Origin of the sequence: Pseudomonas sp. PSB11 (assembly GCF_014596605.1) — a bacterium.
Classification (GTDB): Bacteria; Pseudomonadota; Gammaproteobacteria; order Pseudomonadales; family Pseudomonadaceae; genus Aquipseudomonas; species Aquipseudomonas umsongensis.
The window spans coordinates 80,452-98,839 of record NZ_NOIO01000025.1 but is presented as its reverse complement, the minus strand read 5'-3'; the positions used below and the strand labels follow the sequence as shown (position 1 = coordinate 98,839).

The following is an 18,388-nucleotide window of genomic DNA, read 5'->3' as shown; positions in this document are numbered from 1 at the left end:
CTCACGTCCTGCACGAACGGCCCGCTACTCCAGAACTGAGGGATCGACGAAGGCAGGAGCGAGAAAAGCTGAAGGCTGCCCAAGGCAGCCTTCAGCTATGAAACATGTTTACCGGACACTAGTGACGCTCTGCGTGGGAATGCAGCCCGGGACGCTCCGCGTCCCATCCAAGGCCGAACGCATAGCGCCCAAAGAAGCATTCTCACGCAGAGCGTGGGAACGATCCTTACTTGATCCCCGCCAGGAATTGCAGGAGCGCGTCAGTGACGAACTGCGGATTCTCCAGATTGGAAATATGCCCCGCCTGCGGCACCAGCACGTACGGGCAACCGATCAACCCGGCCATTTCCCGGGTTTCACTCGGCGGGCGTGGCTTGTCCTGATCGCCACACATCAGCAACGTGGTTGCCGCATTCAACTCGCCCAGGCGCGGCAACAAGTCATCCCGGCCAAAGGTGATCCGCCCCATCGGCACGATGCTTTCACGCAACCGCTCAGCCGGCAGCGCGGCGAGCTTGGCGCGAAATTCCTGATACAGCGCCGACTGAGGATCGATGCCCGGTCGGAAAAAAATCGGCACCACGATATCCAGCAACTGCTCTGAAATGACGCCGGTTTCTTCAATCATCTTGAACAGTGAAAAATAGTACTGCCGGGTCGGTTCCGGCTCGACACCGACATAGGTGTCCATCAACACCAGCCCATTGAGCCGTTGCGGCGCCGACAACGCCAGTCGCACACCCCACATGCCGCCCACCGAGAGGCCGACCAGGGTTACGCGGTCGATGTCCAGATGATCGAGCAGCGCCAGGGCCTGGCGTGCAATGTCATCCAGCGACGTGGTACCGGCAGGCAACGGCCCGGATTCACCGTGGCCCCAAAGGTCCAGGGCGATCACCCGATACTGTTGCGACAACGCGGCGATTTGCGGTGCCCACATGGCCTGGTCCCACAGGTAACTGCCGGCCAGCAGGACGGCCGGGCCGGTGCCTTGATCGAGGTAGTGGAGGGATTGGCCGTCGATGGTTACGAAGGGCATCACAGTGGCTCCGTTTGAAAATGGAGTCGGAAGATTGAGCGGCTGACGGTTTGCAGTCAATCACACGCTTGTATGTCGCTGTACCGGCCTCATCGCTGGCAAGCCAGCGATTGAGACCTTCACAGACGCCAGAGAATCAAAGCCCCTCCAGCTCCGCCATCAGATCATTCAGCCGATCCACCTTCTCCTCGCTGATGTCATTGGCCGCCAGGCCGTCGATGTACCCGGCCAGTTCCTCCACCGTGCTGCACTCGAACATCGCCCGCAGCGGGACATCGCGCTGCAGGGTTTTCTGCACCCGCGAGGCGATCTGCGTGGCCAGCAACGAATGCCCGCCCAGTTCGAAGAAGTTGTCGCGGACGCCGACTTTCCCGACCTTCAGCACCTCGGCCCAGATCTCCGCCAACGTCTGCTCCAGGTCGTTGCGTGGCGCCTGGTAGTCCTGGCTTTGCAACAACTGGCCAATCTCCAGTGCCGGCAGGGCCTTGCGATCCAGTTTGCCGTTGGCGTTGAGCGGCAGCTTGTCGAGCCACAGCCAGTGCAGGGGCACCATGTATTCCGGCAGTTCGGCGCGCAGGCGTTGCTTGATCCGCTCCAGGCATCGAGCAGGATCGAACGTTGAATCCGCCGCCACCAGGTAGCCCACCAGGTGCTTGCCATTGAGCCCTTCCTGCACACCGACCGCCGCGTCGCGCACTTGCGGTTGTTCATGCAGGCGCGCTTCGATTTCACCCAGTTCGATGCGGTAGCCGCGAATCTTCACCTGCTGGTCGACGCGCCCGACGTACTCCAGCACACCGTCACTGCGACGGCGGGCCAGGTCGCCGGTGCGATACAGGCGCTCGCCCGGTGCACCGAACGGGTTGGGCACAAACACCTGGGCCGTGCGCAACGGATCGCTGACGTAGCCGCGCCCGACCCCGGTGCCCGCCACGCACAACTCGCCCACCGCACCCGGCGGCACCAGCTCCAGCACGCCGTCGAGCAGGTACAAGCGGTTGTTGTCGGTCGGCGTACCGATCGGCAGATAGCTGCCGCGGGTGGAGGCCATGTCGACGCGAAAGAACGCCACGTCATCCGAGCATTCCGCCGGGCCATAGGCATTCACCAACCCGATCTCCGGGTAACGCAGCAGCCATCGATGCGCCAGTTCCGGCGGCATCGCCTCCCCTGTCGGCAGCATCCAGCGCAAGCCATCGAGACGCATGCGTTCCTGGGCGAGCATGCCCTGGATCAGCGACGGCACGCTCTCCAGCACCGTGATGCCTTGCACCGAAACATGCGCCAGCAAGCCCTGCGGGTCGTGGGCGATGCTGTTCGGCACGATGTCCACCCGCGCGCCGAACAACGGCGCGGCGAGGAACTGCCACACGGAAATATCGAAGCTTTGCGAAGCGGTCTGGGCAATCACGTCAGCCTCACCGAGGCTCAGGTACGGCACCTTGCTCAACTGGTTGTTGAGCATGCCGCGCTGCTCGACCATCACGCCCTTGGGCAAACCGGTGGAGCCGGAGGTGTAGATCACGTAGGCCAGATTATCCGGCCCGCTGTAGATGCCCGGATTGGCCACCGATACATGGCTCGCCTGCACCTCTTCCCAGACCAGCAACCGAGGCCGACTGGCGCAACCGAACTCATCCAGCAACGCCAGTGCTTGCGCGTGACAGGCTCGAGTACACACTAGCAACGGCGTGCGACTCAGGTCGATGATGCGACTCAGACGCTGGCCCGGTAGCCCCGGATCCAGCGGCAGATAACCCGCTCCCGCCTTGAAGCTACCGATGATCATGCCGAGCAAATCGAGGCTGCGTTCGGCCAGGAGCGCCACCGGTTGATCCAGCCCGACGCCGGCGGCAATCAGTGCATGGCCGAGGCGGTTGCTGCGCTGGTTCAGTTCCAGATAGCTGTAGTGCTGATCCAGACAACTGGCGGCAATACGCAGCGGACGGACAGCCACTTGCGCTTCAAACAAGGCAACGTAGCTCTGCTCCAAGGGGTATGCGTGTTCGCTCTGGTTGCAGCCGTTGATCAGGAATTCCTGTTCCCCAGTGCCCAGCAGCGGCAAGTCCGCCATGTCGCCATGGAAGCCTTCGACCAACGCCAGCAACAGGCGCTTGAATTCACCCAGCATGCGCTCGACCGTGGATTCATCGAAATAACGCTGGTCATAGGACAGGTGCAAGCCCAGGTCATCACCCGGATAGCACACTGCCGTCAGCGGGAAATTGGTGTGGGTGCGGCCCGAATCCGACGTCGCATTCAGGCTTTGCGCACGGTCCAGAACGGAGACTTCCACCGGGGCGTTTTCGAACACGAACAGGCTGTCGAACAGTGGCTGGCCCTTGGGCAGTTCACTGTTTTCCTGGATGCTCACCAGCGGCAGGTACTCGTACTCACGCAGTTGCATGTTGCTGTCGAGCAAACCCCTCAGCCATCGGCGCACGCTGCAACGCTGATGGTCGTCAGGGATTTTCACCCGCAGTGCGATGCTGTTGATGAACAGGCCGACGGTGCGTTGCATCTCTGGCATCTCGACCGGACGCCCAGCCACCGTGACCCCGAACAGCACGTCGCGATCACCACTCAGCCTGCGCAATACCAGGGCCCATGCCGCCTGGGCAAAGGTGTTGATGGTGAGCTGATGCGCCTGGGCCAGTTCACGCAGCCGTGCACCGTCACGGGCATCAAGGCGAGTGTAACGGTCGCCGACGATCATGCCGCCGCTGTCGCCGGCATGTTCGCGCAGGAACGGCCGGTCGCTCGGGATCGGCGTGGTCCGCTCGAACCCTTGCAGGTTGGTTTTCCACCATTGCCGCGCTTGGGCCAGGCTCCGGTGTTGCAGCCAGGCGATGTAGTCGCGGTAACGTGGCGCTACGGCCAACTGCGCTTCCCGGCCTTCGCCGAGGGCGGTGTAGATCTCGAAGAAGTCGTTCATCAGCAGGGAGCGGCACCAGGCATCGATCAGGATGTGGTGGTTACTCATCATGAACCAATAACGCGCCGCGCCCACCCGGATCAGGCGCAGGTGGAACGGTGCCTGGTTGAGCAGATCGAACCCGGCCTCACGTTCGGACTTGAGCAGGGCCTGCAGCTTCGGCTCCTGCTCGGCGGCGGCGATCTCGCTCCAGTCCAGGTATTCGATCGGCGTGTTGCCCGGTTTGTGGATAACCTGCAGCATGTCTGCGCCGACGTTCCAGCAGAACGAGGCGCGCAAGGCTTCATGGCGGGCGATCACCGCTTGCCAGGCCTGGGCGAAACGCTGCGCATCGAGCTCGCTGTCGATGCGGTAGCGATCCTGCATGTAGTACAGGCCCGTGCCCGGTTCCAACAGGGTGTGCAGCAGCATGCCTTCCTGCATGGGCGTCAGCGGGTAGACGTCTTCGATCAGCGTTGCGGCAATCGGCAGTGCATCCAGTTGCGCCTGGTTCAGTTTCGCCAGCGGGAAGTCCGACGGCGTCAGGCCGCCCGCGTCATCGCGCAGACAGTGCTCGATCAGGCTGCTCAACTCGCCCAGGTAAGCATCGGCCAATTCGCTGATGGTCTTGGGCGCATAGCGTTCGGCGCTGAAGGTCCAGCGCAGCACCAGCTCGTTGCCGTAGACCTGACTGTCGACGCTCAATTCATTCGGCAGCGGCGCCTGCGCATCAAAGGCCGCGCCAACCGCTTCATCCAGCGGATGGAACAGCGCATCGGCCGCAAAACTCTGGTCGAACTGCCCCAGGTAGTTGAAGGTGATCGGCGCCGTCGGCAGCTCGGCCATGCGCTGGCGGGTAGGCTCATCGGCCAGATAACGCAGCACGCCATAGCCCAGCCCTTTGTGCGGTACGGCGCGCAATTGCTCCTTGATCGCCTTGATCGAGGCGCCCTGCCCGGCCGCCTCCTCGATGTTCGCGGGTGTCAGGCGCAGCGGGTAAGCGCTGGTGAACCAGCCGACGGTGCGGGTCAGGTCGATGTCGTCGAACAGCGCCTCGCGGCCATGGCCTTCGAGTTGAATCAGCGCCGACGCGTGTCCGCTCCAACGGCATAGCACACGGGCCAACGCGGTCAGCAGCAGGTCGTTGACCTGGGTGCGATAAGCACTCGGCGCCTGTTGCAGCAATTGCCGGGTGCGCTCGCTGTCGAGGCGCACGCTGACGGTTTGCGCATGGCGATGCAGCCGACCACCCTGCGGTCGATCACAGGGCAACTCGGCGCTCGGCCCGGCCAATTGCGCCTGCCACCAGCCCAGTTGCTCACGCAGGGATTCGCTGCCGGCATAGGCCTGCAAGCGGGCGGCCCAGTCCTTGAAGGCACTGGTCTTGGCCGGCAGCTGCAGCGGCTGTTGTGCCTCGAGTTGGCGATACAGGTTCTGCAGATCTTCCAGCAGCACGCGCCATGAAACGCCGTCGGTTACCAGGTGGTGAATCGCGATGAACAAGCGCTGCTGAGCCTGGGGACCATCGACCAGCAACACCCGCAGCAACGGCCCCGCTTCGAGATCGAGGCTGCGCTGGGTGTCGGCGAACAGGGCGGCGCATTGGTCCATGGACGCCACGCGCATTTGCCACAACACCGGCACATCGGACATCGCCTGGTGCCGGGCTTGCCACTGACCGCCCACCTGGCGGAAGCGCAAGCGCAACGCATCGTGCTGTTCAATCAGCGCCAGTAAAGCTTGCTCCAGGCGATGGGCCTCCAGGGGCACGTTCGGTTGCAGCAGCAACGCCTGGTTCCAGTGTTGGCGCTGGGCAATGGCGGTGTCGAAGAACCAGTGCTGGATCGGCGTCAGGCGCGACTCGCCGCTGAGCAAGCCTTGCTCGGCGGTGACCTGGCCGGTGCGGGTCGCCACGGCGGCAAGGGTCTGTACGGTCTGGTGCTGGAACAGGTCGCGGGGGCTGAAGTGAATGCCCTGTTGCCGCGCGCGGCTGACCACTTGGATCGACAGGATCGAGTCGCCACCGAGTTCGAAGAAGTTGTCGTTTAGCCCGACCTGTTCGACATTCAGCACTTCACACCAGATCTGCGCCAACGTCAGCTCCAGTTCGTTGCCGGGTGCCACATACTGCTGGCGGTTCAGCTCCGGGTCCGGCGCCGGCAGAGCGCGACGGTCGAGTTTGCCGTTGGCGGTCAGCGGCATGCTCGCCATCAGGATGAGGTGCGTGGGCACCATGTAATCCGGCAACTGGGACTTGAGATGCGCCTTGAGTGATTCACGCAGAGCCGCTTGTTGCGACTCGTCCTGTTCGGCGACGTCGGCGACCAGATAGCCGACCAATTGCTTGCCGCTCGGTGCATCGAGCGCCAACACCACCGCTTCGCGTACCGATTCATGCTCCAGCAAACGGCTTTCGATCTCGCCCAGCTCGATGCGGAAACCGCGGATCTTCACTTGATGGTCGATACGCCCGAGGTATTCCACCAGGCCATCGACGCGCTGGCGCACCAGGTCGCCGGTACGGTAGATACGCCCGCCGTCGCCGGCAAACGGATCGGCGACAAAGCGCTCCGCCGTCATGCCCGCTCGCTGGTGATAACCCTGGGCCAGGCCGGCACCACCGACGTACAACTCGCCGGTCGCACCCTGCGGCACCAACGCCAGGTCGGCATCGAGAATGTATGCCACGCGGTCGCCGATCACGCTGCCGATCGGCACGCTGCCAGCGCCTTCTTCCAACACTTCGGGCGCCAGGCTGGCCAGTGGCATGACCACGGTTTCCGTCGGGCCGTAGGCATTGAAGAACAGGCTCGGTTTGAACGCCGCACGAATCCGCGCCAGGTGTTCGCCGGTCAGCGCTTCGCCGCCGGTGATGATCATGCGCACCGGCAGAGTCGTATTTTGCGTCGCCAGCCATTGCGCCAACTGGCTGCCGTAGCTCGGGGTGAACCCGAGGATGTTGATGTGGTGGCGACCGATCAGCCCGCAGATCTCTTGCGCGTCCCATTGGCCCTGGGCGCGCAGCACCACCTGGGCACCGCTCAGCAGCGGCACTAACAGGCGCTCGGTGGCGGCGTCGAAGTTGATCGAATAGAAGTGCAACTCGCAGTCGTCCGGGCGCATGCCGAAACGCTCGATCACCGCGCGGCAATGCATGGCGATTTCGCCGTGGGACACCACCACGCCTTTGGGTTTACCGGTGGAACCCGAGGTGTAGATCAAGTAAGCCTGATGTTGCGGCAGGCTGATGTCAGGCAGTTCGCAGACGGGATAATTGGCAAGCGCCGCAGAGTTTTCCTCCAGGCACCAGCGGCCGACGCCCGCGGGCAAATCGCCAAGGGCCTGGAACATCGCCGCGTCACTGAGCAGCAAACCGACGCCGCTGTCTTCGATCATGTAGAGCAAGCGATCCAGCGGGTATTCCGGGTCCAGCGGCACGTAGGCGCCACCGGCCTTGAGGATCGCCAGCAGGCCGATGACCATCTCCAGCGAGCGCTCCAGCGCCAGGCCCACCCGCACCTGCGGGCCGACGCCGCGCTCGCGCAGCATCCAGGCCAGGCGATTGGCGCGGCTGTCGAGTTCGGCGTAGGTCAGGGTGTGCCCGGCGAAGGTCAGGGCCGGCGCATCGGGACGCGCCCGGGCCTGTTCGCTGAACAACTGATGGATGCACTGGTCGAGTCGATGCGCGCCCGGTTCGACGCCCAGGCTGTCGAGCAACTGTTGTTGTTCATCGGCGTCGAGCAATGGCAACTCGCTGAGGCGCTGCTGCGGATCGGCAATCAGCGCCTCCAGCAGGTTGCGCCAATGCGCGGCCATGCGCGCAATGCGCGGCTCGTCGAACAGATCGGTGCTGTAGGTCAGGCAGCAACCCAGGCGATGGTCGAGGTCGGTGACTTCCAGGTTGAGGTCAAACTTGGTCGCACGGGCATCGTTGGCCAGGTATTGCACGGTCATCCCGGCCAGGGTGCGGCTCTGCTGGAACTCCCAGCGCTGCACGTTGCACATCACCTGGAACAGCGGGTTATAGGCGGCGCTGCGCGGTGGCTGCAAGGCTTCGACCAGATGATCGAATGGCAGGTCCTGATGGGACTGGCCCTCGATCACGGTGTGGCGAACCTGCTCGAACAACTCGCCCACGGACATCTGCCCATCGAGCTGGCAACGCAGCACCTGGGTGTTGAGGAACGCGCCGATCAGCCCTTCGCTTTCCGGGCGAATCCGGTTGGCCACCGGTGCGCCGATGCGCAGGTCGGTCTGGCCGCTATAGCGATACAGCAGCGTGGCCAGGGCGGCAGTCATGGTCATGAACAAAGTCAGGCCGTTTTGCGCATTGAAGGTGCGCACCCGTGCCGCCAGGTCATCGCTCAGGTCGAAACGGTACAACTCGCCCTGGTGGCTTTGCACCGGTGGACGCGGACGGTCGGCCGGCAATTCCAGCAGCGGATGCTCACGGCCCAGTTGCGTAGTCCAGTAGTCGAGCTGGCGCTGGCGTTCACCGGACTGAAGCCATTGCCGCTGCCAGACGCTGTAATCCAGGTACTGCACCGGCAACGGCGCCAGCGGTGATTCGCGTTCCTCGACGAAGGCTTCGTAGAGCGCACTGAGTTCCCGGGCAAAGATGTCCATCGCCCAGCCTTCGGTGACGATGTGGTGCAGGGTCAGCACCAGGTAATGCTCCTGCTCGGCGGTCTTGACCAGGCAGGCGCGCAGCAGCGGGCCAGTTTCCAGATCGAAGGGTTTGTGCGCCTCATCGTCGGCCAGTTGCTGGACTTGCCACTCACGGCCATCGGCATCCAGCGCGGTGAAGTCCTTGCAGTCTATGCGCACTGAGGTTGAGGCATGCACCTGCTGGCGCGCGACGCCATCGACGCTCGGGAAGGTGGTGCGCAGGGTTTCGTGACGCATGATCAGCGCCTGCAACGCGGCCTCGAAACGCTCGACATCGAGCACCCCGCGCAGGCGCGCCATGCCACCGACGTTGTAGGCCGGGCTGTCCGGTTCCATTTGCCAGAGGAACCACATGCGCTGCTGGGAATAGGACAACGGCACCGCTTGGCTGCGGTCGACCTGGGCGATCGGCGGCTGTTCGTTGGTACGGCCGCTGGCCTGGATCAGGCGCACCTGTTCGGCAAAGGCGCCCAGCCCGCTGTGTTCGAACAGCGCGCGCAAAGGCAACTCGACATCGCAGGCCTGGCGCGTGCGGGAAATGATTTGCGTGGCCAGCAGCGAATGGCCGCCGAGGGCGAAGAAGTCATCGCCCAGACCGACTTGGCCGAGGCCCAGTACTGCACGCCAGATGTCGGCGATTTGCCGTTGCAGTTCGGTCACCGGTTCGATGTGTTCGCGCACCTGCCACTGGGGTTCCGGCAAGGCCGGACGGTCGAGTTTGCCGCTCGGGCTGAGGGGCATCTGGTCCAGGCGCATCAGCTGTGCCGGGACCATGTATTCCGGCAGTTCCGCCGACAGTGCGTTTTTCAGGCGAGTGGTTTGGGCCTCTTCGGATTCGGTGGAATCGGCAGTGTAGTAACCGATCAACTGACCGCCGGCCGACGTTTCGCGCACCAGCACCACCGCTTGGGCGACACCTTCTTGCGCCAACAACCGCGCTTCGATTTCTTCCGGCTCGACACGAAAGCCGCGCAGCTTGACCTGCTGATCGAGACGTCCGAGGTATTCGATCACACCATCGGTGGTCCAGCGCGCACGGTCACCGGTGCGATACAGGCGCGCGCCCTGCTCGCCCAGAGGATCAACGACAAAACGCTCGGCTGTCAGACCCGGGCGGCCCAGATAACCGCGGGCCAGGCCGATGCCGCTGATGCACAGTTCACCCGGCACGCCGGCCGGCAGGGGATTCAGATCAGGGTCGAGTACCCGGCAGATCACGTTGCCCAACGGCCGGCCAATCGGCGAGCGCTCGCCATCAGTGCTGGAGCAGCGCCAATGGGTCACGTTGATCGCGGTTTCGGTCGGGCCGTAGCGGTTGTGCAATTGCACCGCCGGCAGTCGTTCCAGCACCCGATTGCGCAGTTCGGCGGGCAGCGCTTCGCCACCGGAGAACAGCCGACGCAGGCTGGTGCATTCGGCGCTCAGCGGTTCGTCGATGAACAACGCCAGCAGCGGCGGCACGAAGTGCAGCGTGGTCACGCCGTAGGCTTGAACCAACTGCGCGATGCGCTGCGGATCGCGGTGTTCACCCGGCCCGGCTAGCAGCAGCCGGGCACCCGTGATCAACGGCCAGAAGCACTCCCACACCGACACGTCGAAACTGATCGGCGCTTTCTGCATCAGCACATCGGTTTCATTCAGGCGATAGGTGTCCTGCATCCATTGCAGACGTTCGGCGAGGGCCGCGTGGGTGTTGCCGACGCCTTTCGGTTGCCCGGTCGAGCCGGAGGTGTAGATCACATACGCCAGGTTGTCGCCGTGCAGGTGCAGGCCCGGCGTGTGGCTTGGCCAGTTTTCCAGATGCAGGGCGTCCATCGCGATCACGCTGACGCCGTCGGTCGCTGGCAAGCGCTCGAGCAATTGAGTTTGCGTCAGCAACAACCCGACGCCGCTGTCGCTGAGCATGTAGGCCAGGCGTTCGGCGGGGTAATCCGGATCGAGTGGCACGTAGGCGCCACCGGCCTTGATGATCGCCAGCAGGCCGATCAGCAGTTGCGGCGAACGCTCGGCGGCAATGGCCACGCACACATCCGGACCGACGCCTTTGTCGCGCAGGTAGTGGGCCAGGCGATTGGCCTGGGTGTGCAGCTCGGCGAAATCGAGGCTGCCGCCGTCCCACAGCAGCGCGGTGCGCTCCGGGGTCAGGCGTGCCTGTTCGTTGAGCAGCTCTGGCAGCCAGCGGCGGGCAGGCGGGCACGGTGCAACGGCCCACTGCGCTTGCTGATCAGACTCAGGCCCGGTCAGCAGCGGCAGGTCGCCGATGGCGGTTTCAGGTTGTTCACTGATGACGCGCAACAGGTGGCGGTAATGCTCCGCCAGGCGCTCGATGGTCGCGGCATCGAACAGCTCGCTGGCGTAATCGAAGGACAGGCTCAAGCGCCCGTTGCGATCTTCTTCACTGTGCAACTGCAGGTCGAACTTGGCCTCGCGACTGTGCCACGGTAGCTCTTCGGCGAGCAACCCAGGCAGGCGTTTCAAGGCGCTGAGATCCCGTTGCTGGTGGTTGAACATGACTTGGAACAGGCCCTGTTCGCGCGCCTGTGGGAAGGCCTCGAGCAGTTGCTCGAACGGCAGGTCCTGATGCGCTTGCGCGCCCAACGCAGCCTGTCGGGTTTGTGCCAGCAACTCAACGAATGGCAGGCGCGAATCCACCTCGGCGCGCAGCACCTGGGTGTTGATGAAGAAGCCGATCAGCCCCTGGGTTTCCAGGCGCGGACGGTTGGCATTGGGCACGCCGATGCGGATGTCGCGCTGCCCGCTGTAGCGATGCAACAGGGTCTGGAACGCGGCGAGCAACAGCATGTACGGCGTGGCTTGATAAGCCTGGGCAGTCTGGCGAATGGCATCGCTCAAATCCGCCCCCAGGCGTACGGTAAGGCGGGCGGCGCTGTGCAGCTGATGCGCCGAGCGCGGGTGGTCGGTGGCCAGGCTCAGGGTCGGATGCTCATCGCCCAACTGCGCTTTCCAGTAAGCCAGTTGGCGCTCGCCCTCCCCTTGCGCCAGCCATTGGCGCTGCCAGCTGCCGTAGTCGGCGTACTGGGTCGGCAGTGGCCCGAGCGTGGCCTGTTGTCCTTGAGCAGCCGCCGCGTACAGCCGGGAAAATTCGTCGATCAACACATTCATCGACCAGCCGTCAGCGATGATGTGATGCAGCGTCACCAGCAGTTGGTGATCTTCGTCGTCGAGGCGCACCAGCGTTACCCAGAGCAACGGCCCCTTCTCCAGGTCGAACTGAGTGCGCGCTTCGTCCTCGCGGATTTGCCGAGCCTTGGCTTCACGCTCGGCCAGCGGCAGATCGCTGATATCGATGCGTTGAAGATTGAATTCAGCGGCTGCAACAACCTGCTGCAACGCCACCCCGTCACGCTCGAAGAAACGCGTGCGTAGGGATTCGTGGCGCTCGATCAACTGCTGGAAACTGCCGCGCAGGGCGTCTTCGTCCAGTTCGCCGCGCAGGCGCAAGGCACCGGGAATGGTGTAGGCGCTGCTCTGTGGGTCGAGTTGCCAGGTGATCCACAAGCGATTCTGCGCCAGGGATTGTGGCATCGGTTCACTGCGCGAGAGCTGGGTGATCGCGCCCTGGGCGAGGCCACCGTCCTGTTGTTGACGCGCGACCACGTCGGTAAAGGCGCCAAGGGTCGGCGCTTCGAACAGCAGGCGCAGGTTCAGCGCCAGGCCAAGTTGTTCGCGCAGACGCGCCACCACTTGCGTGGCCGCGATGGAGTTGCCGCCCAGCAGGAAGAAGTGATCGTCGGCAGCGACCTGCTGGACCTGCAATTGCTCGCACCAGATTTGGCCGATCAGCCTTTGCAACTCACAGGCGGACTGAACGTTGCCTGCGCTTTCTGTGACCGCCGAAGGGAACAACGCATAACTGTCGAGGCTGCCATCGGCCAGGCGATTGCGGCACGCCGAGCGTTGCTGTTTGCCGCTGGAGGTCTTGGGCAAGGCGCCCGGATTGAGCAGCACCACCACGCTCGGCGCTTCCTGATACGCCTCGGCCACGGCCTGGCGGATGGCCTTGATCAAGGCCTCGGGCGGGAGGATTTTTTGCACGCTGCGGCTGATTTCCGCGGCGATGCCGATGCCTTCCTGGCCGTCGATATTGACCGCAAAGGCGGCGACGCGTCCCTTGCGCACCACCTCCACTTCACGCTCGACCGTCTGCTCGATGTCCTGTGGATAAAGGTTGTGGCCGCGCACGATCAGCAGGTCTTTCAGGCGCCCGGTGATGAACAGTTCACCGCCGCGCATGAAGCCCAGGTCGCCGGTGCGCAGCCATTTTTTATCGGCGTGCTGGACGAAGGTCTTGGCTGAGGCTTCGGGGTTGCGCCAGTAGCCGTGGGCGATGCTCGGCCCGGCGGCCCAGACTTCACCGACCGCGTTGTCAGCCAGTTCGCTGAGCGACACCGGGTCCATGATCAACACCGCGTGATCCGGCTGGCTGATACCACAGCTCATGATCGCGCTGCCCTCGCCGGCTTCGGCACGGTTCTGCGCCAAGGCCTGATCGTCCACCCGCAGGTTGCCGATGCCCTGGCCACGCGGAGTACCGGCAACGAACAGCGTGGCTTCCGCCAGACCGTAGGAGGCCATGAAACTGTCTTCGCTGAAACCGCAGGAGGCGAACTTCTCGGCGAAGCGTTCCAGGGTGTCGAGGCGAATCGGTTCCGAGCCGGAATAGGCCACGCGCCAACCGCTCAGGTCGAGGCGCTCCAGGGCCGACTCACTGACCCGTTCGCTGCACAGACGATAGGCAAAGTCCGGCCCGCCACTAATAGTGCCGCCGTATTCACTGATTGCTTCGAGCCAGCGCAGAGGTCGGCCGAGGAAGTACGCCGGCGCCATCAACACGCATGGCACGCCACTGAAAATCGGCTGCAACAGGCCGCCGATCAGGCCCATGTCGTGGTACAGCGGCAGCCAGCTGACGATCACGTCGTCGGGGTTCAGGTCGATGCCGAAACCGTGGCGGATCAGCAACTCATTGGCCACCAGGTTACCGTGGCTGACCTGTACGCCCTTGGGCAATGCGGTGGAACCGGAGGTGTATTGCAGGAAGGCGATGTCATCGTCTACCAGGGCCGGTGCGACCCAGCGTTCGGCGTGGGCGCTGTCGAGGGTATCGACACACAACAGCGGCGGCGCCCCTTCAATTTGTAGCAACGAATCGCACAGGCCGGCACTGGTCAGCAACAGGCGCGGCTCGGCATCGCCGATGATCGACAGCAGCCGCTCCTGGTGATGCCGACGCGCCGACTCCGGCGGATAGGCCGGCACCGCGATCACCCCGGCGTACAGGCAACCAAAAAACGCCGCGACGTAATCCGGCCCGCTGGGAAACAACAACACCGCGCGCTCGCCAAAGCCGGCCTCGGCCTGCAACGCGCCGGCAATCGTCCGCGCCCGCTGATCCAGCTCGCGATAGCTGAGCACCACAGCCTGGTCCCGGGTTTCGGCGAGAAAACGCAAGGCCACCCGATCCGGCGTCAGGGCCGCGCGGCGCTGGAGGGCTTGGACCAGTGTGCTGGGGATTTCGAACGCGTCGGTCATGAGGTTTCCTGCCTGAATTCGGCTTGCAAATGGAATCGGTGTCGTAACGTCACACCCCACCGGGGGGCATGCAGGACGCGGTCTTCGCCGACCGCGCAAGGCATTGGCAATGCTGTGGTGTCCGGGGCTGCAGCCCGGAGCCATTCACCAATGAGAACGGATGACCCTGGCAAATAATTAGTCGACAGCCTTGCGCACCAACCAGGCCGTGGCGCGACAGCGTGTCGCAGTTCTCACTCTGCACCTTCAATGCGCATTACTTCTCCTTCTCAATTGACAATCATTATCATTCAACATAATTTGTCGCTCGATGTGTAGGGCGGCCCCGGCCTTCTTGTCGTCCCACTAACCTACTGGCAGCAAGGTGATTTCCAATGACGGAACAAGCGTCCACAAGCAGGTGCGATTCGCCGCTACTTCAAGCCTTCGTCGACAATCGGCTGATACTGGTCAAGATTGCAGCCCGCATCACCGGCTGCCGCTCGCGCGCCGAAGATGTGGTGCAAGATGCTTTCTTCCGCCTGCAATCGGCGCCGAACATCACCTCCTCCTTCAAGGCGCAGCTCAGCTACCTGTTCCAGATCGTGCGCAACCTGGCCATCGACCACTACCGCAAGCAGGCCCTGGAACAGAAATATTCCGGCCCTGAAGAAGAAGGCCTCAACGTGGTCATCCAGGGCGCCTCCCCGGAAACCTCGCACATCAACTTCTCCACCCTGGAAAACATCGCCGACGCCCTGACCGAACTGCCGAGCCGCACGCGTTATGCCTTCGAGATGTACCGCTTGCATGGCGTGCCGCAGAAGGACATTGCCAAGGAATTGGGGGTGTCACCGACGTTGGTGAACTTCATGATTCGCGATGCGTTGGTGCATTGCCGGAAGGTGTCGGGGAGTCGGGCGGATACGTTTGCCCAGCGTTGAGGCTTGATCGTTGGATCAAGAAGGCCGTTCTGAGATTCGTGACGAATCAGTCGTCATGCAGCAAACCTGAGCTGTATTCACTGAAGCTGCTGCCAAGCGCACTGCCCTGGAAATTCAGTTTGCCGGGGGTGTTGCTGTGGCTTGGGGTAAAGCCAGCAGACGGCTGGCAGTCTTCGGAATAACAGCTGTGGGTACTCGATTCCGAACAGGCGCTCTTGTTTCTGTGTTTCCCGGGTTTCCGTGAAGAACCATAAAAAAGGGCGCCTCTCGGGGGACGTCCTACTGTTTTATGGTGCTTGTTTAAACTACCTACAGCTTGCTCCCTGAAAGCTACAAAACCTTGCGCCGTTGCCTACCGCTACGCCAGAATCCGCCGGCTTGTGCGCCTAGGGCCTGGGCTCTATCGTTTTCCGGTCGCTGAAAAACAGCGATCGGGTTTGGTAGCCCGGATTAACTAGTCGTATAGCTCACCGCTCACAGACCCTTTTCGGGCTCTGCTTTATGGTGGCCATGCGTAGAGCTCCCTCGGGAGCGCCGGGTCCTAGTTACCGGTCTACCAACCCGCGTATGGCCGCCACCCCTCGTTTGGTAGCGAGGTGAAGGCTCCTTTTTTCCGACTAGGAGTTTCACTATGTTCAAGGTCACGCCAAACCCACCGGACTCCGAGCCGGCATCCCCGTGCGAAACCGATTCAACAAAACTCAACAAGGCGGCCGAAAGCGCCTGCGATTTCCACTTCCAGTCGATTGCCGACATCAAAGCCACCCCGCGTACACCCTGCACACTGTTTTCGTCGACCCCGAGGTGAAAACTGAAACCTTGATGGTTTTTCTGGTCGAGACGCTGGCCTCGGTGGATGTGATGGTTCATCAATTGGTAGACCATCTGGACGGTGGATCGAGAAATGCCCTACTGGGGATATCAAACAGCATCATGTTGGCGGAGATCACGGCAAACCGGGTGCTTGATCAGATTGATCCGCCTGAGTAGGTGAAAGCTGCTGTAGTTGGTGGGGGCTCACGATGAGTCCCGCGGCGGTCTCTTTTTAGCGGACTGCTAGATCCAGTAGAGCGAAAAGGGAGCAAGAAGGAGCAGAAACCTGTGAAAGATTATTATTTCGTGCATTAAAAAATAAATCAGCCGATTTTCCCTGACCCCTTCTCCCCTTTCCGGAATGGAAAAAACCCGCACTTGGCGGGTTTCTTACTTTCACTAAGAACGGGCTTAGTTGAAGTCGTACTTCTGGTTTACTTTGCGTTTTTCAAGAGCATATTGCGCTACGTCGATTTGACCTGACTGCAGGCGTTCGTCAATCGCATCAACTTCTTTGCGCTGCAGTTGATTCACATGTGCCTTTGTTGCTGTGTAATTGATCGACTCAGCCGCATCATGACCACTGACCGGATCCCACAGGATCGACAACGGCCAAAAAAGCAGGTTCACAACGCCCAAACCGTATTCGCGGCCGTAGAAGGATCCGCCACCAGGGAGCAGGCCAAGAGCGGCACCAGTGCCAGGGCTCTTTTCCTCAACGGCAAGTCCATTCGCCTCATAGTGGCGAAGCTCTGCTTTCTGCTGAGAGTTCAGGCCGCTAGCACAGCCCGCGCAAGCAGCGGCCAACCCAAGTGCCAAAACCAAACGATGCGCCTTCATGCGTCCTATCCCTCAAAATTCCATTCATGCTCAAATGAGTGGCACAATGATATCACTATGACATCATTTCGACTAGATTATGAAATCGTGGGGGAATGAAATCGGACTAAAATCGGGGAAATCGGGGAAATCGGGGAAATCGGGGAAATCGGGAACAGATTTATTTTTTTATGCTCGCCTGCATATAAACAAATCCGAAAATAAACCTGAGAATCATCTGGCCCTCCCCCCACACCTACGTATTAAAGACAGCTGTTTTCCGGGAGCTTACATTCGCTTACCGGCAAGGACGCATTTCAATCAGACACTCACGCCGAAGGCACTGAGCATAATGCGTTACATAGCCATCCTCCTCATAGCCATCATCTTCGCGATCCTTGGCTTGGCGTTGTATGGTTGGTATCGCCATCTGCGGGACGATGAAGATGACCTTGTCTAGCCTGCGTTCCTTTCGGCATTAATCATCTCCCGCAACGGCTAAATCTGTGCAGAAAAAGAAAGAAATGGGAACGGATTTATTTTTTGTTCCACTCCTATGCCCTGCCCCCTCCCTGCCAGACTCACCAAACCCCCACCCCCCTAATCCTGATAAACTCCCCCCACCTCCCAGCCTCACCGATTCCAGATCCCCAATGTCCGTATCCAACGCCACACCCGCCCCGCTCTCCCGCCGCTTCTCCGTCGCTCCAATGATGGACTGGACCGACCGTCACTGCCGTTTCTTCCTGCGCCTGCTCTCCAAGCACGCCCTGCTCTACACCGAAATGGTCACCACCGGTGCCCTGCTCAACGGCGATCATGAGCGCTTCCTGCGGCACAACGAAGCCGAGCACCCGTTGGCGTTGCAGTTGGGCGGCAGTGTGCCGCTGGACTTGGCGGCCTGTGCGCGGATGGCGCAGGAGCATGGGTACGATGAGGTGAATCTGAACGTGGGCTGCCCCAGTGACCGGGTGCAGAACAATATGATCGGGGCGTGCCTGATGGGGCATCCGCAGTTGGTGGCCGATTGTGTGAAGGCGATGCGCGATGCGGTGTCGATTCCGGTGACGGTGAAGCATCGGATCGGGATCAATGGGCGTGACAGTTATGAAGAGCTGTGCGATTTCGTTGGTACGGTGCGTGATGCCGGTTGCACCAGCTTTACGGTGCATGCGCGGATTGCGATTCTGGAGGGGTTGTCGCCGAAGGAGAACCGCGATATTCCGCCGTTGCGTTATGACGTGGCTGCGCGGTTGAAGGCGGATTTTCCGGAGCTGGAGATTATTCTCAACGGTGGGATCAAGAGCCTGGATGCCTGTCACGAGCATTTGCAGACGTTCGATGGGGTGATGCTCGGGCGTGAGGCTTATCACAACCCTTACGTGATGGCCGAGGTGGATCAGCAGTTGTTTGGCAGCACGGCGCCGGTGATCACGCGCGCCGAGGCGTTGGCGCAGTTGCGGCCTTATATCGCTGCGCACCTGGAAGCCGGTGGGGCGATGCACCATATCACCAGGCATGTGCTGGGGCTGGGCACCGGGTTTCCGGGGGCGCGCAAGTTTCGTCAGTTGCTGTCGGTGGATATCCACAAGGCGAAGGAGCCTTTGGCCTTGCTGGATCAGGCGGCCGGGTTGCTCGAGGGGCGTTGAGCGCCCCGCT

5 protein-coding genes and 1 pseudogene are annotated in these 18,388 nt (G+C 62.1%); 3 read left to right on the top strand and 3 right to left on the bottom strand.

The window, feature by feature from the left end:
• Positions 1-226 precede the first annotated feature (226 nt).
• Together CGA21_RS23735 and CGA21_RS23730 are read right to left on the bottom strand one after the other, a co-directional pair.
• Positions 227-1,039 (bottom strand): alpha/beta fold hydrolase, encoded by an 813-nt coding sequence (locus tag CGA21_RS23735; RefSeq protein ID WP_188265170.1) that lies wholly within the window; start codon positions 1,037-1,039, stop codon positions 227-229.
• Positions 1,040-1,175: 136 nt separating this feature from the next.
• Entirely contained in the window at positions 1,176-14,174 is a 12,999-nt protein-coding gene (locus tag CGA21_RS23730; RefSeq protein WP_188265169.1) for a non-ribosomal peptide synthetase, read from the bottom strand.
• Between the two features lie 374 nt (positions 14,175-14,548).
• On the opposite strand from CGA21_RS23730, the gene CGA21_RS23725 reads away from it, so the two are divergent.
• Positions 14,549-15,097 carry an RNA polymerase factor sigma-70 gene (locus tag CGA21_RS23725; protein WP_188265168.1) on the top strand — a complete coding sequence of 183 codons (549 nt, stop codon included), beginning with the start codon at positions 14,549-14,551 and terminating at the stop codon, positions 15,095-15,097.
• A gap of 631 nt (positions 15,098-15,728) precedes the next feature.
• Positions 15,729-16,087: pseudogene (locus CGA21_RS23720) on the top strand (DUF6124 family protein).
• A 234-nt stretch (positions 16,088-16,321) separates the two neighbouring features.
• Here the strand turns inward: CGA21_RS23720 and CGA21_RS23715 are convergent.
• On the bottom strand, positions 16,322-16,750 hold the full coding sequence (locus tag CGA21_RS23715; RefSeq protein ID WP_188265167.1) for a hypothetical protein: 429 nt from the start codon (positions 16,748-16,750) through the stop codon (positions 16,322-16,324).
• Between the two features lie 632 nt (positions 16,751-17,382).
• On the opposite strand from CGA21_RS23715, the gene dusA reads away from it, so the two are divergent.
• Positions 17,383-18,378 carry a tRNA dihydrouridine(20/20a) synthase DusA gene (dusA, locus tag CGA21_RS23710; protein ID WP_188265166.1) on the top strand — a complete coding sequence of 332 codons (996 nt, stop codon included), beginning with the start codon at positions 17,383-17,385 and terminating at the stop codon, positions 18,376-18,378.
• The last annotated feature ends 10 nt before the right edge of the window (positions 18,379-18,388 follow it).